We start from the raw sequence: 18,553 nt of genomic DNA, 5'->3' as shown, positions 1-18,553 counted from the left end.
CAATTTGCCATCCTTCAACTGATAACTTGACTAATGACTATGAATATTCCTCCCTTTGTCTTAGCCTCCGCGTCCCCAGCCCGCCGCCGCTTGTTGCAAACTGCTGGAATCGATCCGGTAGTTGCACTCAGCGATTTTGATGAATCGCAAGTCCAGTTGAACGATCCAGCGGAACTGGTGCAAACCCTAGCACTGCGTAAAGCCGAAACAGTGGCTAGTCAATTTCCAGATGGTTTGGTGTTGGGGTGCGATTCCGTTTTAGCCGTCAACGGCGAAATTCATGGGAAACCAGCGGATGAGAAAGAAGCGATCGCACGTTGGCAAAAAATGCGCTCCTCTGTCGGCAACCTCTATACTGGTCATGCTTTAATTGACCAACGGCAGGGTAAAACTCTAGTAGAATGCGGCATCACGCGAGTCTACTTTGCCAATATAAGCGATCGCGAAATAAACGCCTACGTCGCCACTGGCGAACCTCTCAAATGCGCTGGCTGCTTTGCCCTCGAAGGCAGAGGCGGACTATTTGTAGAAAAACTGGAAGGCTGTCATACCAATGTCATCGGTCTTAGTTTGCCCCTGCTGCGCCAAATGCTCGGTGAACTAGGATACGATGTCACAGACTTCTGGCAACAATGAAAGTTATCCTTAGTCATTAGTCCTTTGTCTTCGGCGCTAATGACAAATGGCTTAATGACCAATGACCAATGACTAAGACATTAAGAGAGGGGATATTGTGGGAGTAAGTAAAGAGTTCAAAGAACAACTCAAAGCTGGCAAAGTTGTTGAAGCACTCACCTTGGCACTAAGCGAAGCCATAGAATTAGAAATCACTACCTGGGTTTCATCCGCTAATTCAGACACTCCGGCAGGAGGAGATCAACCCCTACCCGGCCATTCTATGCGAACCCGCATCAACATCGTAGATGGTGACATCGAAAATGAAGTAGGCAGCGAATTTCTTGGCAATGGTTCCTACACCGAACTGCGAGAATTTCACTTAGAGCAAGTTCAGGAAGGCCGTGAAATTATCCAGGAAAACCTGGCAAACTTACAACAGCTATTTACAGTCTTAAGTAACACATTGTCTCAAATGCAGACATCGCGGTTGTCTTCAAATAGCCAACCCCTTTTTCCGCCTTCCACGCCCAACAACCCATCTGAGTAAAAAGGCAATCATGCAAAGGTAAAAGGTAAAAAAAGTTATTTACTTTAATTTTACCTTTTACCAAATTGATTAATAACTAAAAACTTAGCTAAAAATATCTTTATGGCGGCAAGCGACGACTTCAAACAAAAACTCAAAGCTGGCAAAATTGTTGAGGCACTTTCAACGGCACTCAGCGAGGCAATTGAGTTAGAAATTACCACCTGGGTTGCCACCGACTCAGAGCGAGAGCAGCCGGAACCAGGCTCTCGGATGCAGACTCGGATTAATATTGTCGATGGTGACATCACCAACGAAATTGGCAACCAATTTCTCGATACTGGCCCCTATAGCGAACTGCGGCAATTTCATTTAGAACAGGTTCAGCAAAGCCGGGAAATTATCCAAGACAACCTCAAGAGTTTGCAAAAATTATTTGGAATTTGGGCGCAAATGCGGCCCTCAAATCCTCCAAAATTGTCTGGTGTAGAGAGTCCTAAACTACCTCCAGACGATGCTGCTCCTTTAGTTATGGAGCCTGAAGTTTCTGTGGTAGAGGTTGCGATCGCGTCTGACCCCTCCCCAACCCCTCCCGGAAGCGGGGAAGGGCTTCTAGATTCCCCTTCCCAGAACAAAAGTTCTTCTTTTCCTTCCCCCCTTGCAGCGGCTGAATCGTCAGGTTTTTCGACTTCCCCTTTAGCAGCATCCGTTCCCGCACAAACCCCACCAGTTGCGCCCACCCCGTCCCCACAGACATCGGAAACAATTGTAGAGCCTGTGTTGAGTGCCGAGGAATGGGAACAAGAGGAATGGGAGGAAGTTGCGCCCACCCCGTCCCCACAGACATCGGAAACAACTGTAGAGCCTGTGTTGAGTGCCGAGGAATGGGAACAAGCACTCTTAGAGGAACCGCCATCAGAGCCAGCGTGGACGGCTACTCAGCAGACTGTAGTGAACTGGGGAAGCGATGAAGAGTGGGAAGATGTAGAGATAGAGGAACCAGAACAACGCTTCGCCGGGTGGTCGCAGACTGGTTTACAGGATGACGACTGGGAAGGGTTCGACAACTGGGAACAAGAGGAACAAAGCCAACCGAATCAGCCACAAGGAAATTTTACTTCAAGCGATCGCCTTTCAAATCCGATGGCAGTTTTGTTCGGAGATATACCACCGGAAGAAAAGCCCCAATCTAACTCAGAAATGCTAGACGAGGAAACGCCCGTCACCTTTGAAGACCCTTTCTTTTCAGACACACCCGCCAATCCTGGTGATAACAATCCTACTGATGAGAAGAACAAAAAACCGAAGTAATAGCATGGGAGCCTAACAATTGTGACGAATAGATCTGACACAAATAGTAGAGATATTATCCCTAATTTGCGACCTAAGTTTCACAATTTTTTGCAGTCACTAAGTGATGTACTTATCGACATCACGGCTCTAGAAGTTAATACAATGGTCGTTGAGGAAATTACCGGAACAAAGTTCATTCCTTGGCAAGCTTATCGCGATATTTATCCCATTTGCAAGCCATATTTAGAAAGGATGGGAATTCATCCGTCTCTCCACGCGCGTTACCTCAGTCTTCGCAAACAAATCGAAATAGAGTATTGTTTATACCGCGTTGAAGATGTTGTAGGACAAGATGCTTCCCAGCTAAGGGAATTTGTCCGAGTTCTCAGCGATCCCACAGCCGAATTGGATTTGCAAAAGACGAAATTACCTAACCCACTCAACCCATCTGCTAATCCTGCTGTTGAAATTAAAAGGATTCAAACTCTGCTCAACGATGGCAGATTTTTACGCAGTTTACGGAAGGTAGATGAACTAAAGGCGGCGCTTGACAATCGTAACGAAGCGCTTAAGAATAGCGAAATTGCTGCATCAGAAAACCCGGAAGAGGAAGTGACAACCGACATTATTTATGCTCAGTCGGTTATTCAGTTGGATGGAGATATCATCAACCGCTACCATGAAAAACTTTTTCAACACGAGCATAAAGACATAATTTTAGATATTCATAGACAAGGAGTAACTGCTGGGGAAAAACAGTGGCACGGACTGTTAGACTTTATGGTAAACATGGTAGAATCTTTGGTGAATCAACGTTCGATAAAAAACATATTTAACCGGAATTGATATTGCGTAACAGCCTAGCAACTAAAGTTGCAATCGCTCAAAAATCCAGCGAAAGCAGGCTTAAAAGAAGTGAGTTTTCGTGATTCTGGTTCCCAGGTTGCTCTTGGGAATAAATGTGTAAATCTCAGTCTTTCAAACTGATGCCAATTAAACCGAATATTGCTAAAAATGAGTGGGAAATAATTTTGCAATATCATCCAGAAAATGCCTTGATTTAACTGCATACATTCAAGTCGAGGAAGTCAAAGACGAAAACGGACAAGTAGTGTTTCGCTTCGTGCGATTTAACTTAGATCAGAATGTCATAGACAGAATTCTGCAAGCTAGAACAAAGGGAAAAGATTTGTGTATTTCCCCAAAGAGACTTGGGGAATTGCGTTCTTATGCTTTATTAGATGCGGAAAATCGATTACAATCTGGCTTAACTTTCTGCACTTACTACTATCATGTAACTACAGAGAAAGTGGCTGATAACATTGTTATGAGGAGTGTAATTTCTCTGGATGGAGACATCATTCACCAAATTCGCCATGATTGTCTCGTTGACTCAACTTGGTGTTTAGCGATCGCAACTGCACACCACTGGCTCGTCGCTCAACTTTTAAACAATCTGCATCTCAAAACAGCTTTGTTGTTAAAGTGGATATCTTGGGGGCTATCTTTATTAGTTGTCCTTCCTACACTTATTGTTTATATACAGCAGCTTAATCCATTGAAACTGTTAGTATCGCTGCTAACATCGTGGCTATTGCAAATTGGATTTAAACGTCTATTATATTTATTTTTTCCACTGCTAAATCGCTGGCTTTTGCGTCAGTTATTATTGCGATTACTCTCTTCTAATCCGATGGAAAAGAAAATTGCCAAGGGCATTTTAGAGTGGTTTGGGGTATAAATGTAAATTCGGTAACGAAGCTACTAATATAGCAATCCTAAATGATTCGTGAACTTCTGTAGGGACACGGCACTGCCGTGTCCCTACACCAGGGCGAATACTCGTTCACAACTTAAATAGGATTGCTATAGAGGCAAAAAAAAGTATTTTACCTTTATTAGGATAATAAAAATAAACCGGGAAATCGAACGATAAAATTTTTGTCGTAACCGCCCAGAAAAAGAACTTGCTGGCGTTTGTGGCGGTATAGCCGAGTATTTCCGCAATCCAAGTCTGGTTCAGATTGCCTTTGCCATACTGACTATTGCCGGGGGTCAAGACATTCTGCTTTACTTGTTGATGTGGGCGATAGTACCTCAAAAAAATATCCAGAGATAGATCAAGTCAAAGACGCATCTTCTGTAGAAGAAGGGACGGGTGAGGTATAACTGGAAATCCCATCTAAGGGAGAGTCAGGAGAATAAAGTAGATGTCATTTATTAGAAAATACCCGCTTGCTACCTTCTTTATTTTGGTTTATGCGATCGCGTGGTTAGTTTGGGGTAGCAAAATCGCCGCAACCTTCGGCTGGATTTCCTTCCAACTCCCCGAAAACTTAGCCTTCTTTGGCATTAGCATATCAGCAGTGATGATTAGTGCGATCGCAGACGGAAAAGCTGGAATTAACAAATTCTTTAGCCGACTGATGAGGTGGCGTGTCAGAGGGAAATGGTACGCGATCGCTTTTTTCATACCAGCTGGCATCAGTCTAGCAGCAATTGGTCTTCACAGCCTGCTGGGCGGGAATCATCAAATCGCCACTATAATTCCATTGCAAGGAATATTACCCTTATTCATTGAACAAATCATCATCCATCTGTTAACTGAGGAACCTGGGTGGAGAGGATTTGCTTTATCAAGACTTCAGGAAAATTTTACCGCCTTATGGGCCAGTTTCATTCTGGGTTTAAGTTGGGGAATATGGCACTTTCCCTTATTTCTCATCCCAGGAACACCTCAAGCTAGTATCCCCTTTGTAGGTTTCCTTCTCTCCACGATAGCGATCGCGATTCTGATGACGTGGATCTACAACCACACAAAAGGCAGCGTATTACTTGCCGCATTCTTCCACGCTGCCTATAATACTACACTTGTCTTCTTTGGCACACTGTGGGGAGATTTGCGAGTCTTCTGGTTCTACGTCGCCGTCACCTGGATAGCAGCGATTTTCGTTGTGATCATAGAAGGCGCAGCACATCTCGATCGTAAAAAGACACTGACAGCCACCTGAAATTATCCCCTCTCTGCGCCCTCAGCGCCTCGGCGGTTCGTTTCCCACATCCCCTTCAGTAGCAACCGTGTCTCCCCTGCTACCTTTTTGTAACAATTTCTGTAACAGGACAACTACTAGCATCCTATCGCGTCTAAATTCAGACAAAGACATGGCTACTCCTGCCATCAACAGGCAATGCTACTAAAAGATATCCGAGACTACCAAATTCTCTTTCTAACCTCATTTCTTGTCTTAGGAATTTCGACAAGAGACTGGACGCTACGACCAGATTTAATTTTAGTTGTAATAGTGACTTGCCTAGTTACTCAGTGGCTAGCAACATCCATCAAACAAAACCTACTCAAAGAAACTGAATCAACAACCAATACTCCCATCAAACCTTCATTTCGCAGTGCTTTAATTACAGCTTTAGGTTTAAGTTTGCTGCTAAGAGCTGATAATTACACCACAATGATATTAGCAGGCTCATTAGCAATTTCAAGTAAATTTATTTTTCAAACTAATAACAAACATTTTTTCAATCCTGCCAATTTTGGTATTATTTCAGTTCTCATTTTAACACCCGATGCCTGGGTTTCTCCTGGACAGTGGGGGGATGATTGGTGGTATGCCTTGTTATTTGCAGGAACCGGAGGCATGATATTAAAACGAGTCGGACGATGGGACACAACCGCAGCTTTTTTATGTTCCTATGCCCTTTTAGAAGCGATTCGCAATATTTGGCTTGGCTGGACGTGGGACGTATTTTTCCATCGTTTAACCAGTGGTTCTTTACTGCTGTTTGCATTGTTTATGATTACAGATCCTCGGTCAATTCCCAACGCCAGAATCAGCCGCTTAATATGGGCTATTTCCATCGCTGTATTAACCTTTATCCTGCGGAATCAATTTTTTGTTTCTACCGCAGTTTTCTGGGCTTTATTTGCTCTGGCACCCTTAACTGTAATTTGGGATTTAGTTTGGAAAGCGCCCAGATTCTCGTGGTGGAATTCAGCCAATAAACCTGAAAATGCTGAAACTGAGCAGTATATACAAGTGTAAATTCTTACTAAAATAACAGAGGTGACAATGAAGTTATTTCGGATTTTCAAAACCTTACTTATAACTTGTCTAGCGGTTATTTGCTTTGCGCCTACAGCCTGGGCATTTTGTGGATTTTATGTCGCAAAAGCAGATACCAAATTATACAACAAAGCTTCTCAAGTAGTGATTGCGCGGAGTGGCGATCGCACTGTTCTAACTATGGCGAATGACTATCAAGGAGATGTCAAAGACTTCGCTTTAGTTGTCCCCGTTCCCACGGTGCTTAAAAAAGACCAAGTTCGCGTTGGCGAACCCAAAATTATCGAACGATTAGATGCTTTTAGCGCGCCGCGACTGGTAGAATATTTTGACGAAGATCCGTGTAATCCTGTCATGTATGCTCCAAGACCTGTATCAAGAGCAGCGATGGAACCTGGCGCAGCAAGAGGAAATAGAGACGAAAGCACTTTAGGTGTCACTGTAGAAGAACGTTTTACAGTCGGAGAATATGACATTGTAATCCTCAGCGCCAGAGAATCTAATGGTTTAGAAACTTGGCTAAATCGCAACGGTTATCGCATTCCCAAAGGTGCTAAACAACTGCTGCAACCATACATCCGACAAAACATGAAATTCTTCGTTGCTAAAGTCAACTTAGGAGAGTTTGAAAAGTCTGGAACTCAATTTCTGCGACCTTTGATGATGGCTTATGAATCTCCTAAATTCATGTTGCCGATTCGTCTAGGCATGATTAATTCTACTAGCGAACAAGACTTAATTGTTTATGTCTTATCGCCAAAAGGTCAGGCAGAAGTTACCAACTACCGGACAGTCAAAGTTCCCTCGGATGCTGAAATACCAGTATACGTTAAAAATGACTTTGCTAATTTCTACAAATCTATGTTCAAAAACGCATACAATCGGGAAAATCAAAAAGTCGCTTTTCTCGAATATGCGTGGGATATGGGTAGCTGCGATCCGTGTTCTGCGGAACCATTAAATCCAGAAGAACTGAAGAAAGCTGGTGTATTTTGGCTAGATAACTACCCTTCGGGTATCCAGCAGTCAGCGCCTTTCCGGAGAGGCATTGTTCCCTCCAGTAATGTTTTTATTACTCGTCTCCACGTCCGCTATACCCGCGATAAGTTTCCGGAAGATTTGATGTTCCAAGAAACATCAAATCGCCAAAATTTCCAGGGTCGCTATATCCTCCGCCATGCTTTTACAGGGGAAGTTAAATGTCAAGCAGGACAACAATATAAAAAGTCTTTGGCTGGACGATTTGAACAAGAAGCGCAAACTTTAGCGAAGCTTACAGGGTGGAATATTCAGGATATTCGGAAGAAAATGCCTGTGGCACAAAGCAATTCTAGACCTTGGTGGCAAAATATTTTCCCTTGATACTTAAAGCGTCATAACTTTACATTTCTGTTAAATAAGCAGGTTTTTTATGAAGCTTCCGTGAAGATGAGGCGTCTTAAAACCTGCTTATTACCTTCATAGGGTTGTCTTAACGTGCGATCGCTACTGTGTGAGGAATAACGAAAGCTAAGTACAAACACGGTTGCTATGAAGATCCAGAAAGCTCTAATTTCCCGGTTCGATCGCCTTTTATCCGGAGGATTGCTGACAGCAGGGATAATAGGAGCGATCGCGATCGCGTCTGGGTCAGCCCAAGCCACCACCCTCCGCTTTGCCACATTCAACGCCTCACTAAATCGCAACGCTGAAGGTCAACTAATTACCGATTTGTCAACCCCCGACAACGTACAGGCACAGACCGTTGCCGAAATCATCCAACGAGTCAACCCTGACGTGCTGTTAATCAACGAATTCGACTATGTAGAAGGCGGTACAGCAGCCCAACTATTTCAAAATAACTACCTTTCAGTTAGCCAGAATGGTGCTTCCCCCACTGAATATCAATATCGCTACGTTGCACCATCCAACACTGGCATACCTTCCGGATTTGACCTAGATAACAATGGCACAGTCGGCGGCCCAAACGATGCCTATGGCTTCGGATTTTTCCCCGGTCAGTATGGCATGGCATTGTACTCCAAGTACCCAATTTTAGAAGAAAGCATCCGTACCTTCCAAACCTTCCTGTGGAAAGATATGCCGGGAGCCTTACTTCCCGACAACCCAGCGACACCAGAACCTAATGACTGGTACTCGGAAGCGGAACTTGAGGTAGTTCGTCTCTCCTCCAAGAGTCACTGGGATGTCCCAATTAATGTTAACGGAGAGATTGTTCACGCCCTCCTTAGCCATCCTACCCCGCCAGTATTTGACGGCCCCGAAGACCGCAACGGTAGGCGGAATTTTGACGAAATTCGCTTTTGGGCAGACTATATCACACCCGGAGAAGGCGATTACATCTACGACGATCAGCGCACCTTTGGAGGACTTAGTGCTGATTCAAGCTTTGTGATCATGGGCGACCAAAATTCAGATCCTTTTGATGGCGATAGTTTACCCGGTGCAATACAGCAATTGCTGGATAATCCGCTTGTCAATACCAGTGTCACTCCCACCAGCGAAGGCGGCCCAGAACAGGCAATTTTGCAGGGCGGTGCTAATCTAACCCATAAAAGCAACCCAGTATTTGATACAGCTGACTTTGCTGATGGTACGCCCGGTAATTTGCGCGTAGATTACGTTTTGCCATCCCAGGATTTAGAGATTGTTGATGCAGCTGTATTCTGGCCTAAGAGCAGCGATCCCTTGTTTCCTCTAGTGGGGACGTTCCCATTCCCCAGTTCCGATCATCGCCTGGTGTGGGCTGATGTTAAGGTGGCTGATGATAGCGTCAGCGTACCTGAACCTTCGGCTACTCTAGGAATTTTCAGCCTTGGCATTCTGGGAATAATTGCCAATTCCCGCCGTCGCCGCAAACCGATTGTTTGAGTTAGCCTAGCTTAGGTTGGGTTTCGTTCCTCAACCCGACACCCATAAGTATTGGTTGGGTTTCCACACGGTAATCCCAACCTAGAAATATTCTTAAGTGAACCGTATTGTTCTCTAAGATGCTTCTCTTTCCAGCAGCAAAGTAACAGGGCCATCATTCTCAATTGCTACCTGCATCATCGCCCCAAATTCACCAGTTTCTACTCGCACACTTTGGCGCAATTTCTCAACAAACTGTTCGTAAAGCTTTCTGGCAACATCTGGTGCAGCTGAACGGTCGAAGGAAGGGCGGCGACCTTTGCGACAATCTCCGTAGAGGGTGAACTGGCTAATTACTAACAGTTCGCCCCCGATTTCTTGAATTGATTTTTCCCAGCGTCCCGTCCCATTTTCCTCATCTGGAAATAAGCGTAATTCCAGACATTTTCGCGCTATCCAGTCAAGTTCTGCTTCGGTATCCGTATCGGCAATGGCTACGAGTAAATTAAGTCCTCGCCCAATTTTGCCGATGACTTTACCTGCAACCTCAACTTGAGATGATTTAACTCGCTGAACGACAACGCGCATAATTAGTCATTAGTCATTACATCTGTAGGGACATGGCATTGCCATGTCCCTACCAAACGTTAGAACCGCAATATACTTTCCCTTGTGAGTGAGGTACACAGATCCCCGACAACTCCTGCGAAGTCGGGGATCTCTCCACATAGCCTGTACTTCATCCGACTGCAAGCCGCTGTATTCCACCCAACTGAGAAACGATATTAACCATTAGCAATTGGCTAATTACTATTTCCCGAACCCTTTGCCACGACTTGCAGAGGGGAGACAGACACATTTCTGGATTTGGTCGCGCAGGGTTTCTTTATCTAAATCCTGACCAATCAGCACCAGCTGGGTTTTCGGTTGACCTTTCCAATCTTCATCGTCAATACTAAAGCGCTTGCCGCAGAGGTGGAAAATATGCCGTCTGGGACTTTCGTCAAACCAAAGAATCCCTTTGGCACGGAAGACGGTAGAAGGCAATTGATTATCTAAGAAATTTTGAAACTTCTTGATAGCAAAAGGCTTGTCGCTTTCAAAGGAAATTGAGGTAAACCCGTCATTTTCCAGGTGGTGCGAGTGGTGGTGATGGTCGTGGTCGTGGTCATGAGTGCAAACATCATGTTCATGATCGCAAGCACTATGATCGTCATGGTCGTGATGGTCGTGATGGTCGTGATGGTCGTGTTCCGATTCAACCTCTAAATACTTGTCAGACTCAAACAAACCAACACTAAGAATCAACGGCAATGACACCTGTGCGTGTGCGGTTCGCAGAATTCTGGCATCAGTTTTCATGTCCCGAATTCTAACTTCCAACGCATCCAAGTCGGCTTCATCTACCAAATCTGCTTTGTTTAGTAGAATAATGTCACCATAGGTAATCTGGCTGGTGGCGGCTTCGCTGTTGAACAAATCGAGACTGAAATTTTCTGAATCTACCACCGTGATAATAGAATCTAGGCGGGTCATGTCTCGCAGTTCCGTCCCTAAAAAGGTGAGTGCAACTGGCAAAGGATCTGCGAGTCCGGTTGTCTCGACTACCAGATAATCTATTTTGTCTTGGCGTTCCAGAACTTTGTAAACTGCCTCAACCAAATCGTTATTAATGGTGCAGCAGATACAACCGTTACTCAACTCCACCATGTCTTCTCCGGTGGTGACAATCAGTTCATTGTCAATGCCGATTTCACCAAATTCATTGACCAGAACAGCGGTTTTCACGCCTTCCTGATTGCTTAAGATGTGGTTGAGGAGCGTGGTCTTGCCGCTGCCAAGGAAACCTGTAATGATCGTGACAGGCAAGCCGTGTTTCGGGGAATCGATTGCTGGGGATTGACTTTCGGTGGCGACTGGTTGCATAGTGCGACTGTCAGAATTATCAAAAAACGTCAAAAAGTAGTCTGATACAGGGAGCGAAGGTAATACACCTCACTTCCTTATACTAGGCGAATACTATGCGATCGCCCTCTTCAATTTTCCTGACGGCTGCAAGACATTTCTCCATCCTTCTCTCCAAAAAGATGGTCAGCTTCAGCTCCCCGATAAGCATCGACTGACCATCTTTCATCCCAATCCAACTAAATTATGCAGATTTGTTGGTTGAAGCGATCGCTTATTTGGTAGACTTCAGCCCTTTACCTTGCTTGCGTGCGAACGCCATTAAACCCAGCACACTCAGACCCAACAATGCTGAAGGTTCCGGAACAGAATTGCGCTCTGCGCTAAAGCTGGTCTCGTAAGAAAGCCGATCGGCAGCAGGATCGTTATCCAATGAGAGCGTATAGCTTGCTTCAATGGGTTGAAATCCCCCCACTACGTAGGGAACCAAGGCTATGCCGTCTTCATCAATGGTATACTTCTCTCCCTCATATTCCACTGTCGGGTTCTTGAGCAAGTTTCCCTGATATAGAACCTGTACTGGAAGCAATTCTCCTGACTTTAACTCAAAGGGATTCTTCAGAGCCTGGATCTCAAGGGGAAGACCAAACGGCTGCTTTAGGACTTCAGACCAGCCATAAAGGGCTTTAGTGTGTTTCAAAAAATGACCAACCTCGAAGTCTGGGTTGAGTTTCTCTGCCTCATTTTCCGAAACGTTTTCAGAATTACCTGGTGACTTTGTGACAAAGAAGCCATTGTCAAAGAAAGCGGTCAGCGCTGCAATATCTCCCTTAGGGATAACGGATACACTCTCACTTTGCTTTTTGATTTCGACAGGGACAATCTGTTTGTTTTGGTCGTAGCCTGTGACTGACTTGAACTTGTCCGGATTATAGGCTTCTGCTCCATCCTCTGGATGACCGAATAAGACATCGTATTCTCCTTTGTTGTAGTCAAACCAGATGACATGAGCCATTGCAGGTTGAACAACTAGCGGGAAAATGGCGGCTGCCAAAAGTAACTGTCTCAAAGATTTTTTAAACATTTTGCTTCTCCTGATTGCTTGATGCCTGGTTTACTTTGCAGGCTGTTTGGGAGAGGTAGTTGTCAGATGGGGTTAATGCTCAGCAAAAACTGGAACAGGGGATTATCAAACCACATCTGAAATTTCCGCCTCGCCGAAAGCATTACATTGCAATGCTTTCAAGATTTTTTGAGACTCATTCTCAAAAAATCCTGCTTGAGTTAACATTACCTTCTCCGTAGAAAAACCAATACTGATTAGGCGTATCTTTACAGAGTCTTTATATAAGCCTAGATTTTGGGGTTAAATCATGAAGATTGAGTAAAGCAATGCCTAAATAAAGGAAAATAGGCATCCGTGTTTTTACTTAAAAGCGTCTCAATTTCTACGAAAAAAATATGAAGAATCAGGGGTGACTCAAGAGCGGGCGGTAAACCAAGCTCTATCGTTAAAGCTTTTATAGCGGTTGGTCTGTTCGGGTAGGCTTGCCTGGCATCAGTAGGGTTCGCCAGCGTTAAAACGCTAACAGGTGAGGGACGGCTCTCTGATGCGCGTTGCTACAAAATGTAACTTTGATTGGGATGAATGGATGCCTTGCCAACTGGTAAATTTAAAATACTTAACAGATGCACTTTATTTCTTAAGTTCTAGGAATGGCCCTAACACTCTACAACACCCTCACTCGTCGCAAGGAAGTCTTTGAACCCGTGGAACCTGGTAAAGTCGGGATGTACTACTGCGGCGTAACGGTGTACGATTACTGCCACTTGGGTCATGCTAGAGCTTGCATAGTTTGGGATGTGACGCGCCGCTATTTGCAATTTCGCGGCTATGATGTGCGCTACGTACAGAATTTTACTGATATTGATGACAAAATCCTCAATCGAGCCAGACTTGAGGGTTCAACGATGGAGGAAGTCGCAGAACGCTATATCCAAGCTTATTTTGAGGATATGGCGCGGCTGAATATCCAAGAAGCTGATGAATATCCCCGCGCTACTCACACAATAGATGGAATTAAGCGGCTGATTCACGAGTTGGAACAGAAAGATTTTGCTTATCCTTCGGCTGGGGATGTCTACTATGCAGTTCGGGAATTTCCGGAGTATGGGAAGCTTTCGGGACGCAGGTTAGAAGATATGCAGGCTGGCGCGAGTAATCGGGTTGAGGTGGAACCGGAAGCGTCTAAGAAAAAAGACCCGTTTGATTTTGCTTTGTGGAAGGCTGCTAAACCGGGGGAACCTGCTTGGGAGTCGCCTTGGGGTGATGGTCGTCCGGGATGGCATATTGAATGCTCGGCTATGGTGCGCGATCGCTTGGGCGAAACTATAGATATCCACGCTGGCGGTGCTGACTTAATTTTCCCTCACCACGAAAATGAAATTGCTCAATCAGAAGCAGTAACTGGCAAGCCGTTAGCGAACTACTGGCTGCATAACGGGATGGTGACGGTCAATGGGGAGAAGATGTCTAAGTCTCTGGGCAACTTTATCACCATTCGCGAGTTACTCGATCGAGGGGTCGATCCAATGGCGGTGCGGCTATTTGTTCTTACAGCTCAATACCGCAAGCCGATTGATTTTACCGATGAAGCAATACAAGCTGCTACCAACGGTTGGAATACCTTAAAAGAAGGTCTGCTGTTTGGCTATCAGTATCGCTCTCAGCTGGGTTGGGATACAAATCCCTCAGACAAGGATGCAAACTTAGACAATGAAACTGTAGAACGTTTTAAGACAGCTGTCGATGATGATTTGAATTTTCCAGGCGGCTTAGCAATCCTGTTTGAGTTGGCAAAGAGTATAAACCGCGATCGGAACCTCTTGGTGCATCAGGGGAAAACTGAGACAGCCCTGCCTGTGCTTGAGCGTCAATGGCATACGCTAGTTAGTTTGGCAAATATTTTGGGCTTAGATGTGGTAATTAGAGGCATTATTAATGCAACACTGCCCGCTCCAACTGTTAGTGCGAGCGGCAGGGCTGGTTTAAGCGATGCAGAGATTGAGGCGATGATTCAGCAAAGACAGGAAGCGCGGAAAACGAAGAATTTTGCTGAAAGCGATCGCATCCGCAACGAGCTACAAGCTAAGGGCATTACTCTAATTGATAGCCCAGATGGTACGCGATGGCATCGCAACTAGAGATTGGGAATTGGGGATTGGGGATTGGGGATTAAGGAAGAGCAAAAAATCTTACCTAGCCCCCAATCCCGTTGTCAATGCGTAATCAAAATAGTAAATTTTAGTGACAATCCTTAAGTTGAAACAAATTGTGTTTTGGTTTTGCGATCGCGATCGTGTGGTTCAAAAAGACTTTTCATATCAGGCCCAGAGGGGATAATCCCGCCTGGATTTAGTGGAAATAGATTGCCGTAGTAATCCCGCTTTACAGCTTCTATATCACAGGTGTCAGCAACACCGGGAAGTTGATATAAATCGCAAAGGTAGGCACCGAGATTTTCATAGTCTTTGATTCTCTTGCGGTTGCACTTGAACAGCCCGTAATACACAGCATCAAAGCGGAACAGCGTAGTAAACAAACGCACATCTGCTAGTGTCACGTTGTCCCCGCACACATATCGACTTGTCGCCAGCACTGCGTCAATCTCATCTAGGGCAACAAATAGCTCATCGCAGGCTTTTTCATAAGCCGCCTGTGACTGAGCAAAGCCGCAACGGTACACGCCATTATTCACAGCATGGTAAATTTTGTCGTTCCAAAGGTCAATGGTTTCTTTGAGTTCTTCTGGGTAGAGATCCAGTTCGGGATGTTTACTAAACTCATTAAACGCTGACAGCATCACGATAATCTCTGCACTCTCGTTGTTGACGATAGTTTTTGTTTGTTCATCCCAGAGAACCGGAACCGTGCAACGCCCACTATAGCCTGGCTGCGCCAACTGATACAACTCTGGTAAGGTGTGGCAACCCTCGTGGGGATCGTCTAATACCCAGATGCCCGCATCAGAGGAAGGGGAAGCGATGGACACGCTGATGACATCTTCCAGTTTCTTAAGCGATCGCGCAACTAATGTACGATGCGCCCAAGGACATCCCAACCCCACAAAAAGGCGGTAACGTCCTGCGGCTGGCTGGTATAAATTCCCTTCCTCAGTCCCGACAAAATGCCGAAACTGGCTCTTAGGGCGGACATAGTCACCCGATTTTTGAGATGGGGCAAGCTGAGACATCATCAGATGCCAGATTGTCGTCCAGACAAATTTTCCAAGTTTAACAATTATTCCCGGAGGAAGGGACTTACTTTTTTTGTTAATTCCAACAGTGGTTTGTGACATGATGCTCAAGAACGTATCCGAAGAATACAGAAAATCTTAAACTCGGTGTGTTATTTCAATTTGGTAATCATCCCTAATCTTCTTCAGAGGAAATTGCACAAATTTTGCATCACCTGTCAGCTTCCAATCAAACTTGTGCAGCAAATTAGAGGCAAATATCTTAGTAACAACCATCGCCAACTGCGCCCCTAAACAAGCGTGTACGCCGCCACCAAAGGGGATGAACTCATACATTTTACCTTCATTGCGAGGGGGCAGGAATCGCTCTGGAGAAAATACCTCCGGTTCGTGAAAGTATTCTGGCATGATATGTGCAATTCGCGGTTCTGCCATCACCGAACAGCCCTGTTTATACAGCACGCCATCCAGTACCACAGACTTAGTGAGCCGGCGGTTGGCAGTAGAACTAGGAGGTAGCGTGCGTAGCGTTTCTTTGATGGTTGCCTCTAGGAATACCATCTGCTTGAGATGTTCGGGTAAGAACGTGCTGATATTGCTTTGTTTGCCCATCACTTCAGTTTGTTCTTCCCGCAGCCGCTGTAGTACCTGCGGGTGGTGTCCAAGCTGGTATATCAGGGAAGCCACCAGCCCCGAAATTTCATAGTGTGAAGCCCACAACTGTAGCAGACACTGGTTTTCAATCAAGGCATCGCTAAAGACTCCATCCGGGTTTTCTTCCTGACTGGCTAGCATCATTGAGAGGAAGTCTACTGTGGGGTCAAGGACTCCGCCCTGTGTCCGCCGTCGTCGTACAACTGCACGCATGAAGTCAATTAGCCTTGCGCGTGCTTTCCATCCCCTGCCGTAGGCTGTAAAGGGTGACTTCCACTTCAACAAGCCATAGAAACCATCAAAAAAGGTCTTGTACAACGCCTTTAGTTCGGCTTTGGAGGATACAGGTAGTCCCTCAAAAGTGGTTGGATCGGCGTCATTCAAGCTGACTCCCAGCAGCAGGGGGACGAGTACATCAAAGCAAATCTTCTCCACTGCTGGGTACAGTGCCATTTTACTAGGGGTGGGCCACTCGGAAATGCCTAGTAAAATGGCACTCTCAATCGCCGGCGCATATCTCTCAAGTACCTGACCAGTCAGTCCGGGACGCAGTGCGCTTTTGCGCTGGCGATGCAAATCGGGACGCTGAAACAGACTGTACTCGCCAAACATATCCATCGTGGTCGCTGGCAAAGCAATTTCTGTGTATTTCAAGTCCCCATTAAATGTCATTTGAGTAGCTTTAGCTGAACCCACAAAGATAGTAGTGCCACCAAAGACACTGGTGTTAAAAATGGCACCGTACTTTTCTAGATTTTGGCGACAGAAGCGATCCGGATTGGCAATGTAATTTAATGTGTCTGACCACCTTGGCTTTCGAGGTGGCGCGATCGCATCTTTTGGTGGTGCTTGTCCTTCCTCTAGTACCAGTACCTCGTCGATATCTTGGTTCATAACTATGCAAGCTGTGTCATGTTAGATGCAGTTGAGAATCTCTATAGGAACCACCTGCACTATTTGGCTAAAACCTGCCGCAGTGCTTCCAAAAGTCGATCTACACTTTCTGGACGACTGTTAAAGCCCATCAAACCCACACGCCAGACTTTACCAGCCAGTTCGCCTAATCCGCCCCCAATTTCTATATTGTGTTCCATCAGCACCTGACGCGCGATCACCTTCCCATCCAAACCCTCTGGAATGCAAACAGTAGTAAGCGTAGGCAAACGAAACTCTCGTTCAACGTGCATGGTGAGTCCTAAATCTTCTAACCCCTCCCAAAGATACTCAACATTCTTTTGGTGACGCATCCAGCAATTTTCTATTCCTTCTTCGGCAATCAAACGCAGCGCTTCCCGCAGAGCATAGTACAAGTTAATCGGGGCAGTGTGGTGATAAGTGCGTTCTTGACCCCAATACTTACTCAACAACGTCATATCCAGATACCAGTTAGCCACCTTAGTGCGACGTTGTTGCATTTTCTCAACCGCACGGGGACTCATTGTAAACGGCGAAGCACCGGGCGGACAACCTAACCCTTTCTGGCTGCAACTATAAGCTAGGTCAACCTTCCACTCATCCAGAAACAAGGGAACACCACCCAAACTGGTAACTGTATCCACCAACAGCAGACAGTCAAATTCACGACACAGATCGCCGACTCCTTCCAATGGTTGACGCGCCCCGGTGGATGTCTCAGCATTAACTAAAGCCAGAATAGCAGGGCGATGAGTTTCCAAGGCGGTGCGGAGTTCGTCTAGGGCGAACACTTGTCCCCAAGGTTTGGTAATGGTTCGCACATCGGCACCATAGCGTCCGGCCATATCAACAAGACGGTTGCCGAAGTAACCATTCACACCAACTAGAACCACATCACCCGGTTCAGTAACATTAGCGATGGTTGCTTCCATTGCGGCGGTTCCTGTACCGCTTACTGCAATGGTGAGTGGATTTTCCGTTTGCCAAACATAGCGCAGCAAGGTCTGGATTTCGTCCATCAGCCCCAGAAATGCGGGGTCGAGGTGTCCAACAGGAGGGGTATTCATCGCCTGAAGTACCGCGGGATGGGCATTTGATGGCCCTGGCCCAAGTAGCAGACGAGTTGGTATTTTTAAAGGGGCAAGTTGCAGTCGAGTCGTGTTGTTAATTGAGGACGTTAGCATTATTTTTTCTAGGGTTAATTGAGCTAGCAATAACTTAGAGTTTAAAGTTAGCTGGGTGCAAGTAAGTACATGGATCTAATTATTTATAGGATTGTAGGATAGGTAGAGCTTTAGCGTTACCCATCAAACCCTTGCCAATATTGGGTTTCGCATCTAAGGGGACTCTCAGTCGGATGATCGGCAAAAATTGCCGCAGCAAGTCGCCAATCTTCCAGCCGTCGGTAGTATCGGTTTATTGACACAAGGACTGCAACTTGTGCATTTAGCTGCGTTTAA

At 45.6% G+C, this 18,553-nt stretch carries 17 protein-coding genes; 10 read left to right on the top strand and 7 right to left on the bottom strand.

Going from position 1 to position 18,553, the window contains the following annotated elements; genetic code table 11:
- Positions 1-39: 39 nt before the first annotated feature.
- The 9 genes from H6F66_RS12885 to H6F66_RS12840 all read left to right on the top strand — a co-directional run bounded on the left by H6F66_RS12885 (position 40) and on the right by H6F66_RS12840 (position 9,384).
- Positions 40-636, top strand: coding sequence for a nucleoside triphosphate pyrophosphatase (locus H6F66_RS12885; RefSeq protein WP_190421818.1), 597 nt, complete (start codon positions 40-42; stop codon positions 634-636).
- A gap of 97 nt (positions 637-733) precedes the next feature.
- Complete coding sequence (locus H6F66_RS12880; protein WP_190421816.1) at positions 734-1,165, top strand: hypothetical protein; 432 nt, start codon at positions 734-736, stop codon at positions 1,163-1,165.
- Positions 1,166-1,267: 102 nt separating this feature from the next.
- Positions 1,268-2,455: a hypothetical protein gene (locus H6F66_RS12875; RefSeq protein ID WP_190421814.1), complete on the top strand. Its 1,188-nt coding sequence runs from the start codon at positions 1,268-1,270 to the stop codon at positions 2,453-2,455.
- A gap of 21 nt (positions 2,456-2,476) precedes the next feature.
- Complete coding sequence (locus tag H6F66_RS12870) at positions 2,477-3,283, top strand: hypothetical protein (protein WP_190421812.1); 807 nt, start codon at positions 2,477-2,479, stop codon at positions 3,281-3,283.
- Positions 3,284-3,455: 172 nt separating this feature from the next.
- Positions 3,456-4,178 carry a hypothetical protein gene (locus tag H6F66_RS12865; RefSeq protein ID WP_190421810.1) on the top strand — a complete coding sequence of 241 codons (723 nt, stop codon included), beginning with the start codon at positions 3,456-3,458 and terminating at the stop codon, positions 4,176-4,178.
- 469 nt (positions 4,179-4,647) lie between these two features.
- Complete coding sequence (locus tag H6F66_RS12855) at positions 4,648-5,448, top strand: type II CAAX endopeptidase family protein (protein ID WP_190421808.1); 801 nt, start codon at positions 4,648-4,650, stop codon at positions 5,446-5,448.
- A gap of 177 nt (positions 5,449-5,625) precedes the next feature.
- Positions 5,626-6,492 carry an RnfABCDGE type electron transport complex subunit D gene (locus H6F66_RS12850; RefSeq protein WP_190421806.1) on the top strand — a complete coding sequence of 289 codons (867 nt, stop codon included), beginning with the start codon at positions 5,626-5,628 and terminating at the stop codon, positions 6,490-6,492.
- A 27-nt stretch (positions 6,493-6,519) separates the two neighbouring features.
- Complete coding sequence (locus H6F66_RS12845) at positions 6,520-7,875, top strand: DUF2330 domain-containing protein (RefSeq protein WP_190421797.1); 1,356 nt, start codon at positions 6,520-6,522, stop codon at positions 7,873-7,875.
- A 168-nt stretch (positions 7,876-8,043) separates the two neighbouring features.
- Positions 8,044-9,384, top strand: coding sequence for an endonuclease/exonuclease/phosphatase family protein (locus tag H6F66_RS12840; RefSeq protein ID WP_190421795.1), 1,341 nt, complete (start codon positions 8,044-8,046; stop codon positions 9,382-9,384).
- Between the two features lie 114 nt (positions 9,385-9,498).
- On the opposite strand, the gene dtd is transcribed toward H6F66_RS12840, so the two are convergent.
- The 3 genes from dtd to H6F66_RS12825 form a co-directional block, all read right to left on the bottom strand.
- On the bottom strand, positions 9,499-9,951 hold the full coding sequence (gene dtd, locus H6F66_RS12835; RefSeq protein WP_190421794.1) for a D-aminoacyl-tRNA deacylase: 453 nt from the start codon (positions 9,949-9,951) through the stop codon (positions 9,499-9,501).
- A 222-nt stretch (positions 9,952-10,173) separates the two neighbouring features.
- On the bottom strand, positions 10,174-11,289 hold the full coding sequence (locus H6F66_RS12830) for a GTP-binding protein (RefSeq protein ID WP_190421793.1): 1,116 nt from the start codon (positions 11,287-11,289) through the stop codon (positions 10,174-10,176).
- Between the two features lie 253 nt (positions 11,290-11,542).
- A complete protein-coding gene (locus tag H6F66_RS12825; RefSeq protein ID WP_190421792.1) occupies positions 11,543-12,352 on the bottom strand; it encodes a DUF4198 domain-containing protein in 810 nt (269 codons plus the stop codon).
- A gap of 632 nt (positions 12,353-12,984) precedes the next feature.
- Between H6F66_RS12825 and cysS the strand changes: the two genes are divergently transcribed.
- On the top strand, positions 12,985-14,472 hold the full coding sequence (gene cysS, locus H6F66_RS12820) for a cysteine--tRNA ligase (protein WP_190421791.1): 1,488 nt from the start codon (positions 12,985-12,987) through the stop codon (positions 14,470-14,472).
- A gap of 113 nt (positions 14,473-14,585) precedes the next feature.
- Here the strand turns inward: cysS and H6F66_RS12815 are convergent, their stop codons facing one another.
- The 4 genes from H6F66_RS12815 to H6F66_RS28905 form a co-directional block, all read right to left on the bottom strand.
- Complete coding sequence (locus H6F66_RS12815; RefSeq protein ID WP_190421790.1) at positions 14,586-15,626, bottom strand: glutathione S-transferase family protein; 1,041 nt, start codon at positions 15,624-15,626, stop codon at positions 14,586-14,588.
- A gap of 36 nt (positions 15,627-15,662) precedes the next feature.
- Complete coding sequence (locus H6F66_RS12810; RefSeq protein WP_190421789.1) at positions 15,663-17,072, bottom strand: cytochrome P450; 1,410 nt, start codon at positions 17,070-17,072, stop codon at positions 15,663-15,665.
- Positions 17,073-17,131: 59 nt separating this feature from the next.
- Positions 17,132-18,280, bottom strand: coding sequence for an aminotransferase class V-fold PLP-dependent enzyme (locus H6F66_RS12805; protein ID WP_190421837.1), 1,149 nt, complete (start codon positions 18,278-18,280; stop codon positions 17,132-17,134).
- 113 nt (positions 18,281-18,393) lie between these two features.
- The gene (locus tag H6F66_RS28905; RefSeq protein WP_277873892.1) at positions 18,394-18,519 is read right to left on the bottom strand and encodes a hypothetical protein; all 126 of its coding nucleotides are present in this window, start codon (positions 18,517-18,519) and stop codon (positions 18,394-18,396) included.
- Positions 18,520-18,553 lie beyond the last annotated feature (34 nt).

The sequence above is a fragment of the Trichocoleus sp. FACHB-6 genome (assembly GCF_014695815.1).
Taxonomy (GTDB): domain Bacteria; phylum Cyanobacteriota; class Cyanobacteriia; order Cyanobacteriales; family FACHB-T130; genus Funiculus; species Funiculus sociatus.
Note: the sequence above shows the minus strand (reverse complement) of the source record. Positions and strands in the feature narration are given on the sequence as shown.